This window comes from Pantoea sp. PvP021, assembly GCF_054056055.1.
In genome coordinates this window covers 1-17,844 of record NZ_JBSRXX010000013.1, presented here as the reverse complement: position 1 = coordinate 17,844, position 17,844 = coordinate 1, and the positions used below count along the sequence as shown (strand labels likewise).

At 55.3% G+C, this 17,844-nt stretch carries 14 protein-coding genes and 1 riboswitch; of the genes, 9 read left to right on the top strand and 5 right to left on the bottom strand.

Translation table 11 applies throughout. The annotated features are described in order from the left end of the window. Positions 1–32: 32 nt before the first annotated feature. Positions 33–2,684: a phosphoenolpyruvate carboxylase gene (ppc, locus tag ACVKSX_RS22370; protein WP_022624923.1), complete on the bottom strand. Its 2,652-nt coding sequence runs from the start codon at positions 2,682–2,684 to the stop codon at positions 33–35. A gap of 353 nt (positions 2,685–3,037) precedes the next feature. Then, positions 3,038–4,186 (bottom strand): acetylornithine deacetylase, encoded by a 1,149-nt coding sequence (gene argE, locus ACVKSX_RS22365; protein ID WP_031292638.1) that lies wholly within the window; start codon positions 4,184–4,186, stop codon positions 3,038–3,040. A 167-nt stretch (positions 4,187–4,353) separates the two neighbouring features. Between argE and argC the strand changes: the two genes are divergently transcribed. The 4 genes from argC (at position 4,354) to argH (ending at position 8,855) form a co-directional block, all read left to right on the top strand. Then, entirely contained in the window at positions 4,354–5,358 is a 1,005-nt protein-coding gene (gene argC, locus ACVKSX_RS22360) for an N-acetyl-gamma-glutamyl-phosphate reductase (RefSeq protein WP_163799730.1), read from the top strand. Between the two features lie 14 nt (positions 5,359–5,372). Then, positions 5,373–6,149, top strand: a complete 777-nt coding sequence (gene argB, locus ACVKSX_RS22355; RefSeq protein WP_010258140.1) for an acetylglutamate kinase — start codon at positions 5,373–5,375, stop codon at positions 6,147–6,149. A gap of 24 nt (positions 6,150–6,173) precedes the next feature. After that, the gene (locus tag ACVKSX_RS22350; protein ID WP_022624925.1) at positions 6,174–7,391 is read left to right on the top strand and encodes an argininosuccinate synthase; all 1,218 of its coding nucleotides are present in this window, start codon (positions 6,174–6,176) and stop codon (positions 7,389–7,391) included. Positions 7,392–7,481: 90 nt separating this feature from the next. Further along, on the top strand, positions 7,482–8,855 hold the full coding sequence (gene argH / locus ACVKSX_RS22345; protein WP_010672061.1) for an argininosuccinate lyase: 1,374 nt from the start codon (positions 7,482–7,484) through the stop codon (positions 8,853–8,855). A 118-nt stretch (positions 8,856–8,973) separates the two neighbouring features. Here the strand turns inward: argH and ACVKSX_RS22340 are convergent, their stop codons facing one another. Then, the gene (locus ACVKSX_RS22340; protein WP_010258134.1) at positions 8,974–9,708 is read right to left on the bottom strand and encodes a glutathione peroxidase; all 735 of its coding nucleotides are present in this window, start codon (positions 9,706–9,708) and stop codon (positions 8,974–8,976) included. A gap of 124 nt (positions 9,709–9,832) precedes the next feature. Here ACVKSX_RS22340 and oxyR point away from each other — a divergent pair, with 124 nt between their 5' ends. Continuing rightward, the gene (gene oxyR, locus ACVKSX_RS22335; RefSeq protein WP_010258132.1) at positions 9,833–10,750 is read left to right on the top strand and encodes a DNA-binding transcriptional regulator OxyR; all 918 of its coding nucleotides are present in this window, start codon (positions 9,833–9,835) and stop codon (positions 10,748–10,750) included. On the opposite strand, the gene sthA is transcribed toward oxyR, so the two are convergent. Next, the gene (sthA, locus tag ACVKSX_RS22330) at positions 10,733–12,133 is read right to left on the bottom strand and encodes a Si-specific NAD(P)(+) transhydrogenase (RefSeq protein WP_010258130.1); all 1,401 of its coding nucleotides are present in this window, start codon (positions 12,131–12,133) and stop codon (positions 10,733–10,735) included. The genes oxyR and sthA overlap by 18 nt on opposite strands. Positions 12,134–12,325: 192 nt before the next feature. On the opposite strand from sthA, the gene fabR reads away from it, so the two are divergent. Further along, positions 12,326–12,973, top strand: coding sequence for an HTH-type transcriptional repressor FabR (fabR, locus tag ACVKSX_RS22325; protein WP_354439572.1), 648 nt, complete (start codon positions 12,326–12,328; stop codon positions 12,971–12,973). 14 nt (positions 12,974–12,987) lie between these two features. Then, the gene (locus ACVKSX_RS22320) at positions 12,988–13,341 is read left to right on the top strand and encodes a YijD family membrane protein (RefSeq protein ID WP_010258126.1); all 354 of its coding nucleotides are present in this window, start codon (positions 12,988–12,990) and stop codon (positions 13,339–13,341) included. A gap of 38 nt (positions 13,342–13,379) precedes the next feature. Here the strand turns inward: ACVKSX_RS22320 and trmA are convergent, their stop codons facing one another. After that, positions 13,380–14,483: a tRNA (uridine(54)-C5)-methyltransferase TrmA gene (gene trmA / locus ACVKSX_RS22315; RefSeq protein WP_010258124.1), complete on the bottom strand. Its 1,104-nt coding sequence runs from the start codon at positions 14,481–14,483 to the stop codon at positions 13,380–13,382. A 110-nt stretch (positions 14,484–14,593) separates the two neighbouring features. Continuing rightward, a riboswitch (cobalamin riboswitch) is annotated at positions 14,594–14,776 on the top strand. A 69-nt stretch (positions 14,777–14,845) separates the two neighbouring features. Here trmA and btuB point away from each other — a divergent pair. Further along, positions 14,846–16,723, top strand: a complete 1,878-nt coding sequence (gene btuB / locus ACVKSX_RS22310; protein WP_089415168.1) for a TonB-dependent vitamin B12 receptor BtuB — start codon at positions 14,846–14,848, stop codon at positions 16,721–16,723. Next, positions 16,668–17,519, top strand: coding sequence for a glutamate racemase (murI, locus tag ACVKSX_RS22305; protein WP_187507331.1), 852 nt, complete (start codon positions 16,668–16,670; stop codon positions 17,517–17,519). Before btuB ends, murI begins: the two co-directional genes overlap by 56 nt. Positions 17,520–17,844: the final 325 nt, after the last annotated feature.

The following is a 17,844-nucleotide window of genomic DNA, read 5'->3' as shown; positions in this document are numbered from 1 at the left end:
CGGCGCTGGCGATCGTCAGCACCTCACCACCATTAACCGGTATTGCGCATGCCTGCCGCGACACCAGCAATGGTCACCATCAGCGCCTGCTCAACGCGGGCATCCGGTTCATCGCCATTCGCTTCCCGCGCGCGCGAACGATGCAGCAGTTCGGCCTGGAGTACGTTGAGCGGATCGGTATAGACGTTACGCAGTGCAATTGACTCGGCAATCCACGGCTGATCGGCCATCAGGTGTGAGTCATTGGCAATGGTCAGTACCGCTTTGATATCCGCATCAAGCTGATCGCGCAGCTGTTTGCCCAGCGGCCAGAGTGATTTCTCGACCAGACGCTGATCGTAATATTCCGCCAGCCACAGGTCCGCTTTTGAGAATACCATCTCCAGCATACCCAGACGGGTAGAGAAGAATGGCCAGTCGCGGCACATCGCTTCCAGCTGATCCTGATGACCGGCGGCCATCGCCTGTTGCAGGGCCGCACCGGCACCCAGCCACGCAGGCAGCATCAGACGGTTCTGCGTCCAGGCGAAAATCCATGGAATCGCACGCAGCGACTCTACGCCGCCGGTAGGTCGGCGCTTGGCGGGACGTGAGCCCAGCGGTAATTTACCCAGCTCCTGCTCTGGTGTCGCTGAGCGGAAATAGGGCACGAAGTCAGCATTTTCACGCACATAACCGCGATACATCGCACAGGAGTCGGCGGAGAGCTGATCCATAATGTCGCGCCATTCGCGTTTTGGCTCCGGCGGCGGCATCAGGTTCGCTTCCAGAATTGCGCCGGTGTAGAGCGACAGGCTGGCGATGGTGACGGCGGGTAAACCATATTTAAAGCGGATCATCTCGCCCTGTTCGGTCACGCGCAGACCGCCGCGCAGGCTGCCTGGTGGTTGCGACAGCAGCGCTGCATGGGCGGGTGCGCCACCACGGCCAATGCTGCCGCCGCGTCCGTGGAACAGTGTCAGTGAAATCCCGGCCTTCTCACAGGTTTTAATCAGGGCATCCTGTGCCTGATATTGCGCCCAGCTGGCGGCCATCACACCGGCGTCTTTCGCCGAGTCAGAATAGCCAATCATCACCATCTGTTTGCCCTGAATTAAGCCGCGATACCAGTCGATGCTCAGCAGCTGGCTCATTACGTCATTGGCATTATTCAGGTCATCAAGCGTTTCAAACAGCGGTGCAACCGGCATGGCATAGCCGATGCCTGCTTCTTTCAGCAGCAGATGCACGGCCAGCACGTCAGAAGGGGTTTTCGCCATGGAAATAACATAGGCGGCGATAGAACCCTGTGGCGCTTCAGCCGCGACGCGACAGGTCTCCAGCACTTCACGCGTTTCATCGCTGGGCTCCCAGCTGCGAGGCAGCAGCGGACGCTTGGAGTTCAGTTCACGGATCAGGAAGGCCTGCTTGTCCGCTTCGGACCAGCTTTCATAATCGCCGAGGCCCAGATAGCGGGTCACTTCAGCAATCGCTTCGGTGTGACGGGTACTCTCCTGACGCAGATCGATACGCACCAGCGGCACGCCGAAACATTTCACGCGGCGCAGCGTATCAAGCAACTGACCGTTGGCGATAATGCCCATGCCGCACTTTTGCAGTGACTGATAGATGGTAAACAGCGGATCCCACAGCTGATCGTTGGAGACCAGCAGATCGGCCGGGCGCGGCAGACGTTCACCTTTCAGGCGGCGTTCCAGGAATGACTGGGTAGTCATTAACTGGCTGCGCAGGCGTTTCAGGATCATACGATAAGGTTCAAGTGCTTCCGGATCGCCGCTGAGTTCCCGGATCTCTTCAGTGCACTCTGACATCGACAACTCAGAGATCAGTACGCCGATATCGCGCAGGAACAGGTCAGTGGCTTTCCAGCGACTCAGCTGCATAACGTGGCGGGTAATCGCCGCCGTAACGTTAGGGTTACCGTCGCGGTCGCCACCCATCCATGAGGTGAACTGAACCGGCACGAAATCGACCGGCAGCTTAATGCCGAACGCCTCTTCTACCTGCTCGTTCAGCTCACGCAGGAAAGCGGGTACGCCTTCCCACAGGCTGTTTTCCACCACGGCAAAGCCCCATTTGGCTTCGTCGATAGGGGTCGGACGATATTTGCGGATCTCATCGGTGTGCCACGCCTGTGCCACCAGCTGACGCAGACGGCGCATAATCTGGTTGCGTTCGTAGTCGGAGACGTCGCTGTGATCGAGCTGTTTCAGGCAGCTGTTAACTTCGACCAGCTTGTGAATCAGCGTACGGCGGGTGATTTCAGTCGGGTGAGCCGTCAGCACCAGTTCCAGCGACAGCGACTCAATGGCCGCAAGGATGTCGCTTTCGCTGATATCTTTCTGCTGCTTCAGGGTATCAAAGGTCTTTTTCAGCAGTTCGGGATGGTTCTCACCCTCGCCACTTTGCGAGATGGTCTGATACTGCTCAGCCACGTTGGTGAGGTTCAGAAACTGGCTAAAAGCGCGTGCAACCGGCAGAAGCTCCTCGTTGGAGAGGTTCTGCAGCGTATTGAGCAGTTCTTTACGATGAGTGTCATTTCCTGCACGGGATGACTTGGAGAGCTTACGGATGGTTTCCACCTGGTCGAGGATGTTCTCTCCCAGTGCATCCTTAATCGTATCCCCGAGCAGTTTGCCGAGCATACTGACATTACTTCGCATTGCGGAATATTGTTCGTTCATTGGACCCTGACACCCTTATCGTCTTGAAAAACTTCTACACCCGACCTTTCAGGCAGCAGAAAAATCAGCAACGCCATGTTCCCCCTAATCTACAGGGAACCGGCTCCGTTGCCGCCTGTCCACATTCTGAAACGCTCTGGATAATCACCCGGTGGGCATAACATCGTCTTTTATCTAGCCACGTAATGTTGCGTTCGTCAAATGCGTTAAAGTGCGCTGAAGGTGTGGCTAAATAACGGAAATTCGTAGAATTTATCGGGAACAAAGCGGGATAAGTTATTCTTATTGCTAAATCCCGCAGAATGAAGGGGCATTTTACTGTTAATGCAGTGAAATGCCCCATTTGCTGTTAATCAGTGGCAAAAATGCTGCACAACCTGACTGATAAGCGCCCTTGTCGGCTTAATAAATGCAGTATCAATAAATTCGTCTGGCTGATGTGCCTGCTCAATCGACCCCGGGCCCAGTACCAGCGTTGGGCAGAGCTGCTGAATAAAAGGCGCTTCGGTGCAGTAGTTCACCACCTCAGTGGGTATACCCAGCAATTTCTCGACCACACTGACCAGTTCATGATCTGCCGGACATTCGTAGCCAGGAATCGGCGGATGCAACTCGGCAACCGTGACACGGCCCGGCCAGCGCGCACTGACCGGTGCCAGCGCCTCGTTCAGTAGCCCATCGAGATCGTTCAGCGACAGGCCCGGCAGCGGACGGATATCCATATGCAGTTCACAGCAGGCGCAGATACGGTTAGCGGCGTCACCGCCATGAATATGGCCGAAGTTCATGGTGGGATAGGGGATGGCAAAGCCGTCATGGTGATAACGCTCCTGCAGCGTATTGCGCAGTTGCATCAGATGGGTGATCGACTCATGCATCAGTTCAATGGCGTTAACGCCTCGTGCGGGATCGCTGGAGTGGCCCGATTTTCCCTCGATACGGATCACATTCGACAGGTGACCTTTGTGCGCACGCACCGGTTTAAGTGAGGTTGGTTCACCGATGATGGCGCAGTCGGGACGCAGCTGCGTCGACTCAGAAAAATATTTGGCGCCAGCCATGGTGGTCTCTTCATCGGCCGTAGCGAGGATATAGAGCGGCTTGCTCAGCGTGCTGACATCCACATCGCGCAGCGTATCGAGAATAAAGGCGAAGAAGCCTTTCATGTCTGCCGTGCCCAGGCCATAGAGCTTATTGTCGTGCTCGGTCAGGGTAAAGGGATCGCGTGTCCAGCGGCCATCGTCAAAAGGAACGGTATCGGTATGACCTGCTAGCAGCAGGCCGCCCGCACCGCTTCCGGTACGCGCCAGCATATTAAATTTATTGCGGGTGCCGGGCACCGGCTGCACTTCAACGCTGAAGCCGAGGTCGCGGAACCAGCCGGCCAGCAAATTGATTAAAGTTTCATTACTCTGATCCAGTGCGGCATCGGTTGCGCTGATCGACGGTGTGGCGATTAACTGGCGGTACAGTTCAATAAAAGGCGGTAATTTTGTCTTCACTGTTGGCGGTCCTTGGGTTAGGATGTATCCATATTCATGCAGTAATAGTGAATAAAAATACATTAACGTCCTCTGCAAGGGAACCTTAAATCACTGCAGATGACAGGGCGGGTAACGGGGCAAGGCCGCGACCCGGAACGTGCGACTGTAAAAAGGGTTACAGCCTGATGTTGAATACGCTGATCGTTGGTGCCAGTGGTTATGCTGGTACAGAGCTTGCCACCTTCCTGAATCGCCATCCACATATCAACATAACCGCTTTGGCGGTTTCGGCGCAAAGCCCTGATGCCGGCAAGCGCCTCTCCGATCTCCATCCGCAGCTGAAAGGTGTGGTGGATTTGCCGCTGCAGCCGCTGAGCAGCGCGGCCGAGTGGGCAGACAAGGTGGATGTGGTGTTCCTGGCGACGGCCCACGAAGTCAGCCACGATCTGGCGCCGGAATTTCTCAAGGCTGGCTGTGTGGTGTTCGACCTGTCGGGTGCGTTCCGCGTGAATGACGCTGATTTTTATACCCGCTTTTATGGCTTCACCCATCAGCATGGCGACTGGCTGGACAAAGCCGTTTACGGCCTTGCCGAATATCAGCATGAGAAAATCCAGCAGGCGCAGCTGGTGGCTGTGCCAGGTTGCTATCCGACCGCTGCGCAGCTGGCGCTGAAGCCCCTGGTGGATGCCGGACTGTTAAACGAGGCGCAGTGGCCGGTAATCAACGCCACCAGCGGCGTGAGCGGTGCCGGACGTAAAGCCAATGTCGGCACCAGCTTCTGCGAAGTGAGCCTGCAGCCTTACGGCCTGTTCAATCATCGTCATCACCCGGAAATCGTCGCGCACCTTGGTACGCCGGTGATCTTCACTCCGCATCTGGGTAACTTCCCGCGCGGTATCCTGGCGACGATTACCTGCCGTCTGAAAGCAGGTGTCAGCCGTGAAGATATCGCCGCCGTTTTTCATCGCGCCTATGACAACAAGCCACTGGTGCGGTTCTACGAGCAGGGCGTACCGGCGCTGAAAGCCGTTGTGGGTCTGCCTTACTGCGATATCGGTTTTGAAGTGCAGGGCGAGCATCTGATTGTCGTGGCAGCCGAAGATAATCTGCTGAAAGGCGCGGCATCGCAGGCGGTACAGTGCCTGAACATCCGGTTCGGCTTCCCTGAAACGCAGTCACTGATTTAACGGACAAATATACCATGACCAATCCATTGATTATCAAGCTGGGCGGTGTGTTGTTAGACAGCGAAGAAGCGCTGGCCCGCCTGTTTGAAGCGCTGCTGACCTACCGCAGCGCCCATCAGCGTCCGCTGATTATTGTCCACGGCGGCGGTTGCCTGGTGGATGAACTGATGAAAAAGTTGGCGCTGCCGGTGAAGAAGAAAAATGGCCTGCGTGTCACGCCAGCCGATCAGATCGACATTATTACCGGTGCGCTGGCGGGAACCGCGAATAAAACGCTGCTGGCCTGGGCAAAAAAATCGGGCATCAACGCGGTAGGCCTCTGCCTGGGCGATGCGGGCATCGTGAATGTCACACCGTTTGATGAAGAACTCGGCCACGTTGGCCACGCAATGCCGGGCGATCCGGCCTTGCTGAACACCCTGCTGGCGGCCGGCTATATGCCGGTGGTGAGCTCAATTGGTATAACTGACAGCGGCGACCTGATGAACGTCAACGCTGACCAGGCGGCGACCGCACTGGCCTCGACGCTGGGCGCTGATCTGGTCCTGTTGTCAGACGTCAGTGGTATTCTCGACGGCAAAGGTCAGCGCATCGAAGAGATGACCGCCGACAAAGCTGAGCAGCTGATTACCCAGGGCATTATTACTGACGGCATGATTGTGAAAGTGCACGCTGCGCTTGATGCAGCGCGTACCCTGGGCCGCCCGGTGGATATTGCCAGCTGGCGTCACGCTGAGCGGCTGCCTGACCTGTTTAACGGCGTGTCGATTGGCACCCGGATTCTCGCTTAACGACTCTGATTCAAGGATTACGAAATGCAAACGCAAAACATCAAAAAAATCGTTCTGGCTTACTCCGGTGGTCTTGATACTTCGGCCATCATTCCATGGCTGAAAGAGAACTACGGCGGCTGTGAAGTCGTCGCTTTTGTCGCAGATATCGGTCAGGAGCGCGGCGATCTGGAAGGTGTAGAGAAGAAAGCCCTGCAGTCCGGCGCATCTGAATGCCACGTGGTTGACCTGCGTGAAGAGTTCATCAGCGACTATGTCTATCCGGTGCTGCAGACTGGCGCCCTCTATGAAGGCACTTATCTGCTGGGCACTTCAATGGCGCGTCCTATCATCGCTAAAGCACAGGTTGAGCTGGCGCTGAAAGTGGGTGCGGATGCGCTGTGTCACGGCGCTACCGGTAAAGGGAATGACCAGGTGCGTTTCGAAACCACCTACACCGCGCTGGCACCGCAGCTGAAAGTGGTGGCTCCGTGGCGTGAATGGAACCTGCGTTCACGTGAAGCGCTGCTGGACTACCTGAAAGAGCGCAACATTCCGACCACCGCGTCACTGGAGAAAATCTACAGCCGCGACGAGAATGCCTGGCACATCTCCACCGAAGGTGGCGTGCTGGAAAGCCCGGCCAATGCACCGAATAAAGATTGCTGGGTCTGGACTGTCGATCCGCTGGAAGCGCCTGACCAGCCTGAAGAAGTGACCGTAACCGTGGAAAAAGGTCGGGTCGTGGCGGTTAACGGTGAAAAACTGAGTCCGTTCCAGTGCCTGGAAAAACTTAACGTGCTGGGCGCAAAACATGGCGTCGGCCGTATCGATATCGTTGAAAACCGTCTGGTAGGGATTAAATCGCGCGGCTGCTACGAAACCCCTGGCGGCACCATCATGGTCAATGCGCTGCGTGCGGTTGAGCAGCTGGTGCTGGATCGCGATAGCTTCAAATGGCGTGAGCAGCTCGGCCACGAGATGTCCTATGTGGTTTATGACGGCCGCTGGTTCGCCCCGCTGCGTAAGTCGATTCAGGCCGCTGCCGAATCGCTGGCGGAAGAGGTTAACGGTGAAGTGGTACTGCAGCTCTACAAAGGCCAGGCGACAGCCACCCAGAAGCGTTCCGCGAACAGCCTCTACTCGGAAGAGTTCGCCACCTTTGGTGAAGATGAAGTGTACGATCACCGTCATGCGGGCGGCTTTATCCGTCTGTTCTCACTCTCTTCGCGTATCCGCGCCCTGAACGAGCAGAAGAAGTAATTTTCAGGCGAGGTGCGCCTCGCCTCACAGTTTCATTTCAGGGGCGGCATTTATGCCGCCCCTTGTTTAACGATTCAGAGGAGTTTTCACATGGCACTTTGGGGTGGACGGTTTACTCAGGCAGCAGATCAACGTTTTAAACAGTTCAATGACTCGCTGCGCTTCGATTACCGCCTGGCAGAGCAGGACATCATTGGCTCTGTTGCCTGGTCCAAAGCGCTGGTGACGGTAAATGTCCTGACTCAGGATGAGCAGCAGCAGCTGGAAGCGGCCCTGAATACGTTACTGGATGAAGTCCGTGAGGATCCTGAGCAGATTCTGCAGAGCGACGCCGAAGATATTCACAGCTGGGTTGAAGGCCAGCTGATCGACAAGGTGGGCGCGCTGGGCAAAAAACTGCACACCGGACGTAGCCGTAACGATCAGGTCGCGACCGATCTCAAGCTGTGGTGCAAGGTGCAGATTGAGGCGCTGCTGGGTGCCACCCGTGATCTCCAGCAGGCGCTGGTGGTCACCGCCGAAGCCAATCAGGATGCGGTGATGCCGGGCTACACGCATCTGCAGCGTGCGCAGCCGGTGACGTTTGCGCACTGGTGCCTGGCCTACGTTGAAATGCTGGCGCGTGACGAGAGCCGTCTGCAGGATACGCTGAAGCGGCTCGATGTCAGCCCGCTGGGCTGTGGCGCACTGGCCGGTACCGCGTATGAGATCGATCGTCAGCAGCTGGCAGGCTGGCTGGGCTTTGCTTCTGCCACGCGCAACAGTCTGGATACCGTATCAGACCGCGATCACGTGCTGGAGCTGCTTTCTGACGCTGCCATCGGCATGGTGCATCTGTCGCGCTTCGCCGAAGATATGATCTTCTTCAACACGGGTGAAGCGGGCTTTATCGAACTGTCAGATAAAGTGACCTCCGGCTCATCGCTGATGCCGCAGAAGAAAAACCCGGATGCGCTGGAGCTGATTCGCGGCAAGTGTGGCCGGGTGCAGGGCGCGCTGACCGGCATGATGATGACGCTGAAAGGTCTGCCGCTGGCCTACAACAAAGATATGCAGGAAGACAAAGAGGGGCTGTTTGACGCGCTCGACACCTGGCTCGACTGTCTGCATATGTCAGTTCTGGTGCTGGATGGCCTGCAGGTTAAACGCCCGCGCTGCCAGGAAGCGGCTGAACAGGGTTACGCAAACTCCACTGAGCTGGCTGACTATCTGGTCGCCAAAGGCGTGCCGTTCCGTGAAGCACACCATATCGTCGGGGAAGTAGTGGTTGCCGCCATCGGGCAGGGTGTGGCGCTGGAAGCGCTGTCGCTGGCACAGCTGCAGCAGTTCAGTGCGGTGATTGGCGAGGATGTCTATCCCATTCTGGCGCTGCAATCCTGTCTGGATAAGCGTAATGCGCAGGGCGGCGTCTCGCCACAGCAGGTTGCGCGTGCCATCGGTGACGCAAAGCAGCGTCTGGCGTAATTAACAGGTAAAAAAAAGCGGGCACATTAAATGCCCGCCAACCTCTAGCTTCAGAATTACTCATTTTTATAGGCACATCATCAAAGCGCCTGCTCTCCCGGCCGACGCTCAGATTCTCTTACGCTGACAGCAGATATTGCTGCAGATCCTCACTGCCGCCAATGTGACGACCTCCCATGAAGATCTGCGGTACCGTCGCCCGGCCTGAAACGGCGCGCAGACTCACGGTTGTTGCATCCTGTCCCAGCACGATCTCTTCGTACTGAATACCATGATCCATCAGCATCTGTTTTGCCTGGGTGCAGAAGGTGCAGCCAGGTTTAGTGAAGATTGAGACCGACTCCTGAGCTTTACACTCGGGCGCCAGATAGCGCAGCATGGTGTCGGCATCAGAGACCTCAAATGGGTCGCCTGGCTTGTTTGGCTCAACAAACATTTTCTCTACCACGCCGTTACGCACCAGCATCGAGTAGCGCCATGAACGTGGGCCAAAGCCGAGATCGGCTTTCTCAACCAGCATCTCCATGCCGCGGGTAAACTCGCCGTTGCCATCAGGAATAAAGGTAATGTTGTCTGCGCGCTGTTCTGCTTTCCAGGCGTTCATCACAAACGTGTCATTCACCGAGACGCACAGAATGCTGTCCACACCCTGCTGGGCAAACAGACCCGCTAATTCGTTGTAACGCGGCAGATGGCTGGAGGAGCAGGTCGGTGTGAATGCGCCCGGCAGTGAAAAAACGATGACCGTTTTGTCTTTAAACAGCGCTTCAGTGGTGACATCGACCCAGCGATCGCCCTGACGTGTGTGAAAAGTCGCTGACGGAATAGCTTTACCTTCCTGACTTGCAAACATTTTTTTCTCCTGACATACCGCGTTCCATTTGATGTGCGCATTATTCCCAACCACCCTTGATAGGGCCAATCGTTCATTGCTATTCTATCTATCGCCACGGTCTATCGTGGCTTGGAGGGTAATAATGAATATTCGTGATCTTGAATATCTGGTTTCGCTTGCTGAACACCGTCATTTCCGCCGTGCTGCGGATGCGTGTCATGTCAGTCAGCCGACGTTAAGCGGGCAGATCCGTAAGCTGGAAGATGAGCTGGGTGTGATGCTGCTGGAGCGCACCAGCCGTAAAGTGCTGTTCACCCAGGCAGGTTTGCTGCTGGTGGATCAGGCGCGTACGGTGCTGCGTGAAGTGAAAGTGCTGAAAGAGATGGCCAGTCAGCAAGGGGAAGCGATGTCAGGTCCGCTGCATATCGGCCTCATCCCGACTACCGCGCCCTACTTATTGCCACAGATTATCCCGACGCTGCACCAGACATTCCCGAAACTGGAGATGTATCTGCACGAAGCGCAGACGCAGCAGCTGCTGGCACAGCTCGATAGCGGCAAGCTGGACTGCGCGATTATCGCGCTGGTCAAAGAGAGCCAGGCCTTTATCGAAGTGCCGTTGTTTGATGAGCCGATGAAGCTGGCAGTCTATGCCGATCATCCATGGTGCGATCGCGACCGGGTACCTATGTCCGATCTGGCAGGCGAGAAATTGCTTATGCTGGAAGATGGGCACTGTCTGCGTGACCAGGCGATGGGGTTCTGCTTTGAGGCGGGCGCCGATGAAGATACCCATTTCCGTGCGACCAGTCTTGAAACGCTGCGCAATATGGTGGCGGCAGGCAGCGGGATTACGCTGTTACCGGCGCTGGCAGTCCCACCGGAGCGTATCCGCGACGGCGTCTGCTATCTCACCTGCTACAAACCGGTGCCACAGCGTACAATTGCGCTGGTCTATCGACCGGGTTCACCACTGCGCAGCCGTTATGAACAGCTGGCAGAGGCGATTAAAACCCACATGCAGCACTATTTCGACGCTGCGTTAAAACAGGCGGTTTAAGCCGTTTAACGCCGCAACGCGATAGGCTTCGGCCATGGTCGGATAGTTAAAGGTGGTATTCACGAAGTACTCAATCGTGTTGCCACCGTTTTTCTGCTCCATGATCGCCTGACCGATGTGAATAATCTCGGCGGCACGTTCACCAAAGCAGTGAATTCCCAGAATCTCTTTGGTTTCCCGATGGAACAGAATCTTCAGGCTGCCAACGTTCATGCCAACGATCTGCGCTCGCGCCAGATGTTTGAACTGCGCGCGGCCTACTTCGTAAGGCACCTTCATTGCCGTCAGCTGCTGCTCGGTTTTACCCACGGAGCTGATTTCCGGAATGGTGTAAATCCCGGTTGGGATATCTTCAATCAGGTGCGCTGACGCTTCCCCTTTGATAATCGCCTGAGCGGCAATACGGCCCTGATCGTAGGCGGCTGAGGCCAGGCTTGGATAGCCAATCACGTCTCCGACGGCATAAATGTGTGGCTGAGCCGTCTGATACATGCTGTTCACTTTCAGCAGGCCACGACCATCCGCTTCCAGGCCCACATTTTCCAGCGACAGCGAATCGGTGTTGCCGGTACGGCCGTTGGCGTAAAGCAGACAGTCGGCTTTTACTTTCTTACCCGACTTCAGATGCATGATGACGCCATCTTCCACCCCTTCGATCTTCTCAAACTCTTCGTTGTGACGAATCACCACGCCGCTGTTCCAGAAGTGGTAAGAGAGAGAGTCAGACATCTCCTGATCAAGAAACGCCAGCAGGCGATCGCGGGTGTTAATCAGGTCAACTTTGACATTCAGTCCACGGAAAATCGACGCATATTCACAGCCAATCACGCCCGCGCCATAAATAATAACGTGGCCCGGTTCGTGGTGCAGATTGAGAATAGAGTCGGAGTCATAAACGCGTGGATGAGTAAAGTCGACATTGTCAGGATGGTAAGGTCGTGAACCACAGGCGATAACAAACTTCTCTGCCGTCAGCGTCTCACGCGTGCCATCCGGTTGCTCAATCTCAATGGTGTTGGCATCAACAAAATGCGCATCGCCCTGATAAAGTTCACAACGGTTACGCTCGTAGAAGCCCTGACGCATGGCTGTCTGCTGGCTGATCACGTTTTCAGTGTGATTGAGAATGTCGGCAAAAGAGGAGCGAAGCAGTCGGGTATGATCGCTGTAGAGCGGATTTTGGTTGAATTCAATAATGCGACTGACGGCGTGGCGAAGGGCTTTAGAAGGGATGGTGCCCCAGTGCGTACAACCGCCGCCGATGTTGTGGTAGCGTTCGATCACGGCGATGCGCGCTCCCTGTTTTACCAGCCCCATCGCCGCCCCTTCACCGCCGGGCCCTGAGCCAATCACAATGGCATCGTAATCGTAAGACTTTTGCATACCGATACGTCCTATTATTTATACATTTTTACAACGAGATTCTAACATCTCGTCGCGCACTTCTGAATTCTATCAGCGATTTTCATCACATTTTGACAAAGAGTGAGGTTCACAGGCGGTGACAAAGATTGCCAATCTGTACGCTGAAAATTTTGATATAGTGCCTGCTTAACACCGCTAAAGGCAGAGAGAATGGGCGTCAGAGCGCAACAAAAAGAACGTACACGACGTACACTGATTGAAGCCGCCTTCAGTCAGCTCAGCGCCGAGCGCAGTTTTGCCAGTCTGAGTTTGCGGGAGGTTGCCCGTGAAGCAGGGATTGCACCTACCTCCTTTTATCGTCATTTCAAGGATGTTGATGAGCTTGGCCTGACGATGGTAGATGAAAGCGGGCTGATGTTGCGACAGCTGATGCGCCAGGCGCGCCAGCGTATTGCCAAAGGCGGCAGCATCATTAAAACGTCGGTGTCGACCTTTATGGAGTTTATCGGCAACAATCCCAACGCTTTCCGCCTGTTACTGCGTGAACGTTCCGGCACCTCTGCCGCTTTTCGTGCCGCCGTGGCGCGTGAAATTCAGCACTTTATCGCTGAACTGGCCGATTATCTTGAGGTCGAAAATCGCATGCCGCGCAGTTTTACCGAAGCGCAGGCTGAAGCGATGGTGACCATTGTTTTCAGCGCCGGTGCAGAAGCACTGGATGTTGATGCTGAGCAGCGACGTAAGCTTGAGGATCGGCTGGTGTTACAGCTGCGTATGATCGCCAAAGGCGCTTATTACTGGTACCGCCGGGAGCAAGAGCGACTGGCGGCCACCCTGGAAAAACCCGAAGAGAAATGAGTAAGGATCAGTCCATGACCCACCCAGGTACTCGCGATAAAAGCACACTGGTACTGGCTTTTATTACCGGCTTAGCAATTAACGGCTCGTTTTCTGTGCTGTTCAGCGCCTTTGTTCCATTTTCGATTTTTCCGCTGATTGCGCTGGGTCTGGCGGCCTGGTGTCTGCATCAGCGTTACCTCAACACCAATATGCCGGACGGTATGCCAGGACTGGCAGCGGCGTTTTTCCTGCTGGGGATTCTGGTTTATAGCGCGCTGGTGCGGGCAGAATACCCGGATATTGGCTCCAACTTCGTTCCCACCGTTCTGATGGTAGCGCTGGTGTTCTGGATTGCGACGCGTTTTAAGCGCAAGCGTAATCAGTAGTGATAAAAAAACGGGAACCTCAGGGTTCCCGTTTTTGTTTACGCTTTACGTGTCAGCAGGACACCGCATTCCATATGGTGGGTATAGGGGAACTGATCAAACAGCGCCAGCCGCGTCACATCGTGCGTTTCCGACAGCGTCTGCAGATTGTCGCTGAGGGTCTGCGGATTGCAGGAGATATAAAGGATGCGCGGATACGCCTGCACCATTTTCACCGTCTCTTCATCCAGTCCGCTGCGCGGCGGATCGACAAAAATCGTCTCGCATTCGTAGCTGGTCAGGTCAATTCCTTCCAGACGATTAAAGCTGCGCACGCCATTCATCGCCTGGGTAAACTCTTCCGCCGCCATACGAATGATCTGCACGTTATCAATCTGGTTCACGGCAATATTGTATTGTGCTGACGCAACAGAGGGCTTGGCGATCTCAGTCGCCAGAACGCGGCGGAAATTGCGTGCCAGCGCCAGCGAGAAGTTGCCATTACCGCAGTAGAGTTCCAGCAGGTCGCCCTGTGAATCCTGCGTCACATCCAGCGCCCACTCCAGCATCTGAATATTCATCGCTGCATTAGGCTGGGTAAAACTGTTTTCGACCTGACGATAGATAATCTCGCGACCCGCTACCGGCAGACACTCATCAACATAGTCGCGATCCAGGCAGATTTTGGTCTTGGTGGCGCGACCAATCAGCTGCACATCCAGCCCTTCCGCGCGAAGCTGGTCACGCAGCGCCGCGGCTGCCTGCTGCCACTCATCATCCAGTTTGCGGTGATAGAGCAGCGAAATCACAATCTGATTGCTCAGGGTCGAAAGATAGTCGATCTGGAACAGTTTATGACGCAGGGTACGGTTATCACGGATCGCGGCGATCATCTTTGGCATCAGCTGATTGATCAGCTGGCTGGCCGCCGGGAACTGATCAACACGGATCCGCTCGCGTGTCTGCTGATCAAAGATGATGTGATAGATATCATCGCCGTCGTGCCACAGGCGGAATTCGGCGCGCATCCGATAGTGGCTGACCGGTGAACGGAACACCTCCACGTCGGGCGCAGCAAACGGTGTCATCATCGTCTCTAAACGACTGACTTTTTCCGCCAGCTGTGCGTCATAGTCTTCAATGGGGAGATGTTCGGGTGTCATGAGCAATCCTGATTAATAGCTTACCAGCGGGCGATTGTAGGCATTCACTTGCTGATGTCCAGTCCTGCGGCGAGAAGATGTTTGGCAGTCTGGACTTCCGTATCTCCACTCCGTAGACTGCAGACGCCGGCCTCAAGCCCGAGTTAATAGGGAATCCAGTGTGAATCTGGAGCTGACGCGCAGCGGTAAGGAATGTCGTGATGAGTGCAATTGCAGACACTGTCCTGTGGGATGGGAAGTCATCATCACTTATGGTTCCCAGCCCGAAGACCTGCCGGTGTAACGTCGCTACTCGTACAATCATCGCGTGCTATTGATTGTCGGCCTGCGGCATCCTGCTTCGTCTTATGGATGCGATAAAAATGACAAAAAAAACTGCTTCGCTGTTCGCTCTGAGCGCAACGGCGATTTCTCTCTGGGCGCAATACGGTTTTGCTCAGGGGAATGATGATACGCAAATAGTCACCGCCAACCGTTTTGCTGAACCTGTTTCAGGTGTGCTGGCACCCACCACCGTCGTCACACGTGATGAGATTGATCGCTGGCAGGCCAAAAGCCTGACGGATGTGATGCGCCGCCTGCCGGGTGTCGATGTCGCGCAAAGTGGCGGGTTAGGGCAGCAGAGTTCGCTGTTTATTCGGGGCACCGAATCGAGACATGTACTGATCCTGATTGATGGTATCCGGCTTAATCAGGCGGGCATCACCGGTTCGTCTGACCTCAGCCAGATCCCGCTGTCACTGGTGCAGCGCATCGAATATATTCGCGGTGCGCGTTCTGCAGTCTACGGTTCCGATGCGATTGGCGGCGTGGTGAATATCATTACGGGCCGATCGCAACCCGGCACCACGCTGACGGCGGGCGTCGGGTCCAACGGCTATCAATCCTACGACGGCTCAACCCAGCAGATGCTGGGCGATGCGACAAAGCTCACCCTGGCAGGCAACTACACCTATACCAAAGGGTATGACGTGGTGGCGGGTTATCCCAATGACTATGGCCCGGCGCAGCACGATCGCGACGGCTTCATGAGCAAAACCCTGTATGGCAACCTTGAGCATCAGTTCAGCGATGAGCTCAGTGGTTTTGTGCGCGGCTACGGGTTTGATAACCGCACCGCCTACGACGGTTCATATACCTACGATAATAATTTCAATATTATTGGGCTGGCGGATACCCGCCAGCTCTACAGCCAGACCTGGGACACCGGGTTACGCTTCAATCGTGACTTCTACTCTACCCAGCTCATCGCCAGTTATGGCCATACCAAAGACATCAACTACGATCCGCGCAATGGTCGCTACGGTGCCGCGTCCACCTTTGATGATGTCACCCAGTACAATCTGCAGTGGGGCAACACCGTGCAGGTGGGGCAGGGGGCGATCAGCGCGGGTGTCGACTGGCAGAAAGAGACGACCGAGCCGGGCACGAACTATTTGTCAGATGGCTATGAGCAGCGTAATACCGGTCTCTACCTGACCGGCCAGCAGCAGTTTGGCAGCGTCACCCTTGAAGGTGCGGTACGCGGTGACGACAACAATCAGTTTGGCTGGCATAACACCTGGCAGACGGCGGCCTCATGGGAGTTTATCTCCGGCTACCGCGCGTTCGCCTCTTATGGCACCGCTTTTAAAGCACCTAATCTGTCGCAGGTTTACAGCCCGTTTTATGGCAATCGCGACCTCGATCCTGAAAAAAGTAAGCAGTGGGAAGGCGGTTTTGAAGGGCTGAGCGGACCGGTGAACTGGCGTGTGTCGGGCTATCGCAACGACATCGATAATCTGATTGATGCTGATCCGGCGACTTTCCGTTACTACAACATTAAGCAGGCCCGCATTAAAGGCGTTGAAGCGACCGCAGGATTCGACACCGGGCCGCTGGCGCATCAGCTCTCTTATGATTATGTCGACGCGCGGGATGGCAGCACCGATCAGCCGCTCGTACGCCGGGCTAAGCAGCAGGTGAAATACCAGCTCGACTGGACGCTGTATGAGTTTGACTGGTCAGTTACCTACCATTATCTGGGTGACCGTTATGATACGGACTTTAACAGCTCTCCCAGCCGTCGCGTGAAGTTAGGTGGCGTCAGCCTGTGGGATCTCGCCGTCTCATATCCTGTCACTTCACAACTCACGGTTCGTGGTAGAATTGCCAACCTGTTCGATAAAGATTACGAGACAGTGTATGGCTATCAGACACCAGGACGAGAGTATTACCTCAGCGGCAGCTACAACTTCTGATTTGCGTCCCACCGTGCTGGTGTTTGATTCCGGCGTCGGTGGGCTTTCTGTCTATGATGAGGTCCGTCAGCTGTTGCCGGATCTTCATTATCTCTACGCCTTCGATAACGCTGGCTTCCCTTATGGTGAGAAAAGCGAGACTTTCATTGTGGATCGGGTGGTCGCTATCGTTGAGGCCATTACCCGCAGCTATCCTCTCTCGTTAGTCATCATCGCCTGTAATACGGCCAGCACCGTTTCATTGCCCGCTTTACGTGAACGTTTTGCCTTTCCGGTTGTGGGGGTGGTTCCGGCGATTAAACCGGCCGCGCGCCTGACGCGAAATGGCGTAGTGGGCTTGCTGGCGACGCGTGCCACGGTGCGCCGTCCTTATACCCATGAGCTGGTGTCGCAGTTTGCCGGTTCCTGCAAGATAGAGATGCTGGGATCAGCGGAGCTGGTTGAACTGGCAGAAGCGAAGCTCCATGGTGCGGAAGTTGCTCTGAATGAGGTGCGCCGTATTGTTCAGCCGTGGCTGCGGATGGCGGAACCACCGGACACGGTCGTTTTAGGCTGTACGCACTTTCCTTTACTGCGCGAAGAGTTGCAGCAGGTGTTACCGGAAGGGACGCGTCTGATTGATTCCGGTGCGGCAATTGCACGACGCACAGCCTGGCTGCTGGAGCATGAAGCACCTGAAGTGCATTCATCGCAGCAGAACGTTGCATTTTGTACGGAGCTGGATGGTGAAGCGGTACAATTATCACCCGTTTTACGGCGTTATGGCTTCCCGTTGCTGGAAAAACTGGCGCTTTAGCGGCTTTTAGCTGAAAAAATCAGCACTCGGAATTTTATTTGAAATTAGCACTTGTCACCCTCCGAGAACTCCCTATAATGCGCCTCCACTGACACGGCACAACGGCTTACGAAGCACCGGGTTGAGTAGGTTCGAAATCATACGAACCAGTGAGTTAAGCGAAAATAAATGCTTGACTGACAATGCGGAAAGCGTAATATACGCAGCCCGCGCCGCAGTAAATCGCGGCATGCTCTTTAACAATTTATCAGACAATCTGTGTGGGCACTCGCAGGATTGATATCAGCGTCTCCGGACGTAAAAAATATCAAGCCTCACGAGTGAA

What these genes read in the sequence shown, in the direction of transcription:
- ppc (WP_022624923.1), bottom strand. Translation starts at nt 2,684, where the DNA reads ATGAACGAACAATATTCCGCAATGCGAAGTAATGTCAGTATGCTCGGC.
- argC (WP_163799730.1), top strand. Translation starts at nt 4,354, where the DNA reads ATGTTGAATACGCTGATCGTTGGTGCCAGTGGTTATGCTGGTACAGAG.
- argB (WP_010258140.1), top strand. Translation starts at nt 5,373, where the DNA reads ATGACCAATCCATTGATTATCAAGCTGGGCGGTGTGTTGTTAGACAGC.
- ACVKSX_RS22350 (WP_022624925.1), top strand. Translation starts at nt 6,174, where the DNA reads ATGCAAACGCAAAACATCAAAAAAATCGTTCTGGCTTACTCCGGTGGT.
- argH (WP_010672061.1), top strand. Translation starts at nt 7,482, where the DNA reads ATGGCACTTTGGGGTGGACGGTTTACTCAGGCAGCAGATCAACGTTTT.
- ACVKSX_RS22340 (WP_010258134.1), bottom strand. Translation starts at nt 9,708, where the DNA reads ATGTTTGCAAGTCAGGAAGGTAAAGCTATTCCGTCAGCGACTTTTCAC.
- oxyR (WP_010258132.1), top strand. Translation starts at nt 9,833, where the DNA reads ATGAATATTCGTGATCTTGAATATCTGGTTTCGCTTGCTGAACACCGT.
- sthA (WP_010258130.1), bottom strand. Translation starts at nt 12,133, where the DNA reads ATGCAAAAGTCTTACGATTACGATGCCATTGTGATTGGCTCAGGGCCC.
- fabR (WP_354439572.1), top strand. Translation starts at nt 12,326, where the DNA reads ATGGGCGTCAGAGCGCAACAAAAAGAACGTACACGACGTACACTGATT.
- ACVKSX_RS22320 (WP_010258126.1), top strand. Translation starts at nt 12,988, where the DNA reads ATGACCCACCCAGGTACTCGCGATAAAAGCACACTGGTACTGGCTTTT.
- trmA (WP_010258124.1), bottom strand. Translation starts at nt 14,483, where the DNA reads ATGACACCCGAACATCTCCCCATTGAAGACTATGACGCACAGCTGGCG.
- btuB (WP_089415168.1), top strand. Translation starts at nt 14,846, where the DNA reads ATGACAAAAAAAACTGCTTCGCTGTTCGCTCTGAGCGCAACGGCGATT.
- murI (WP_187507331.1), top strand. Translation starts at nt 16,668, where the DNA reads ATGGCTATCAGACACCAGGACGAGAGTATTACCTCAGCGGCAGCTACA.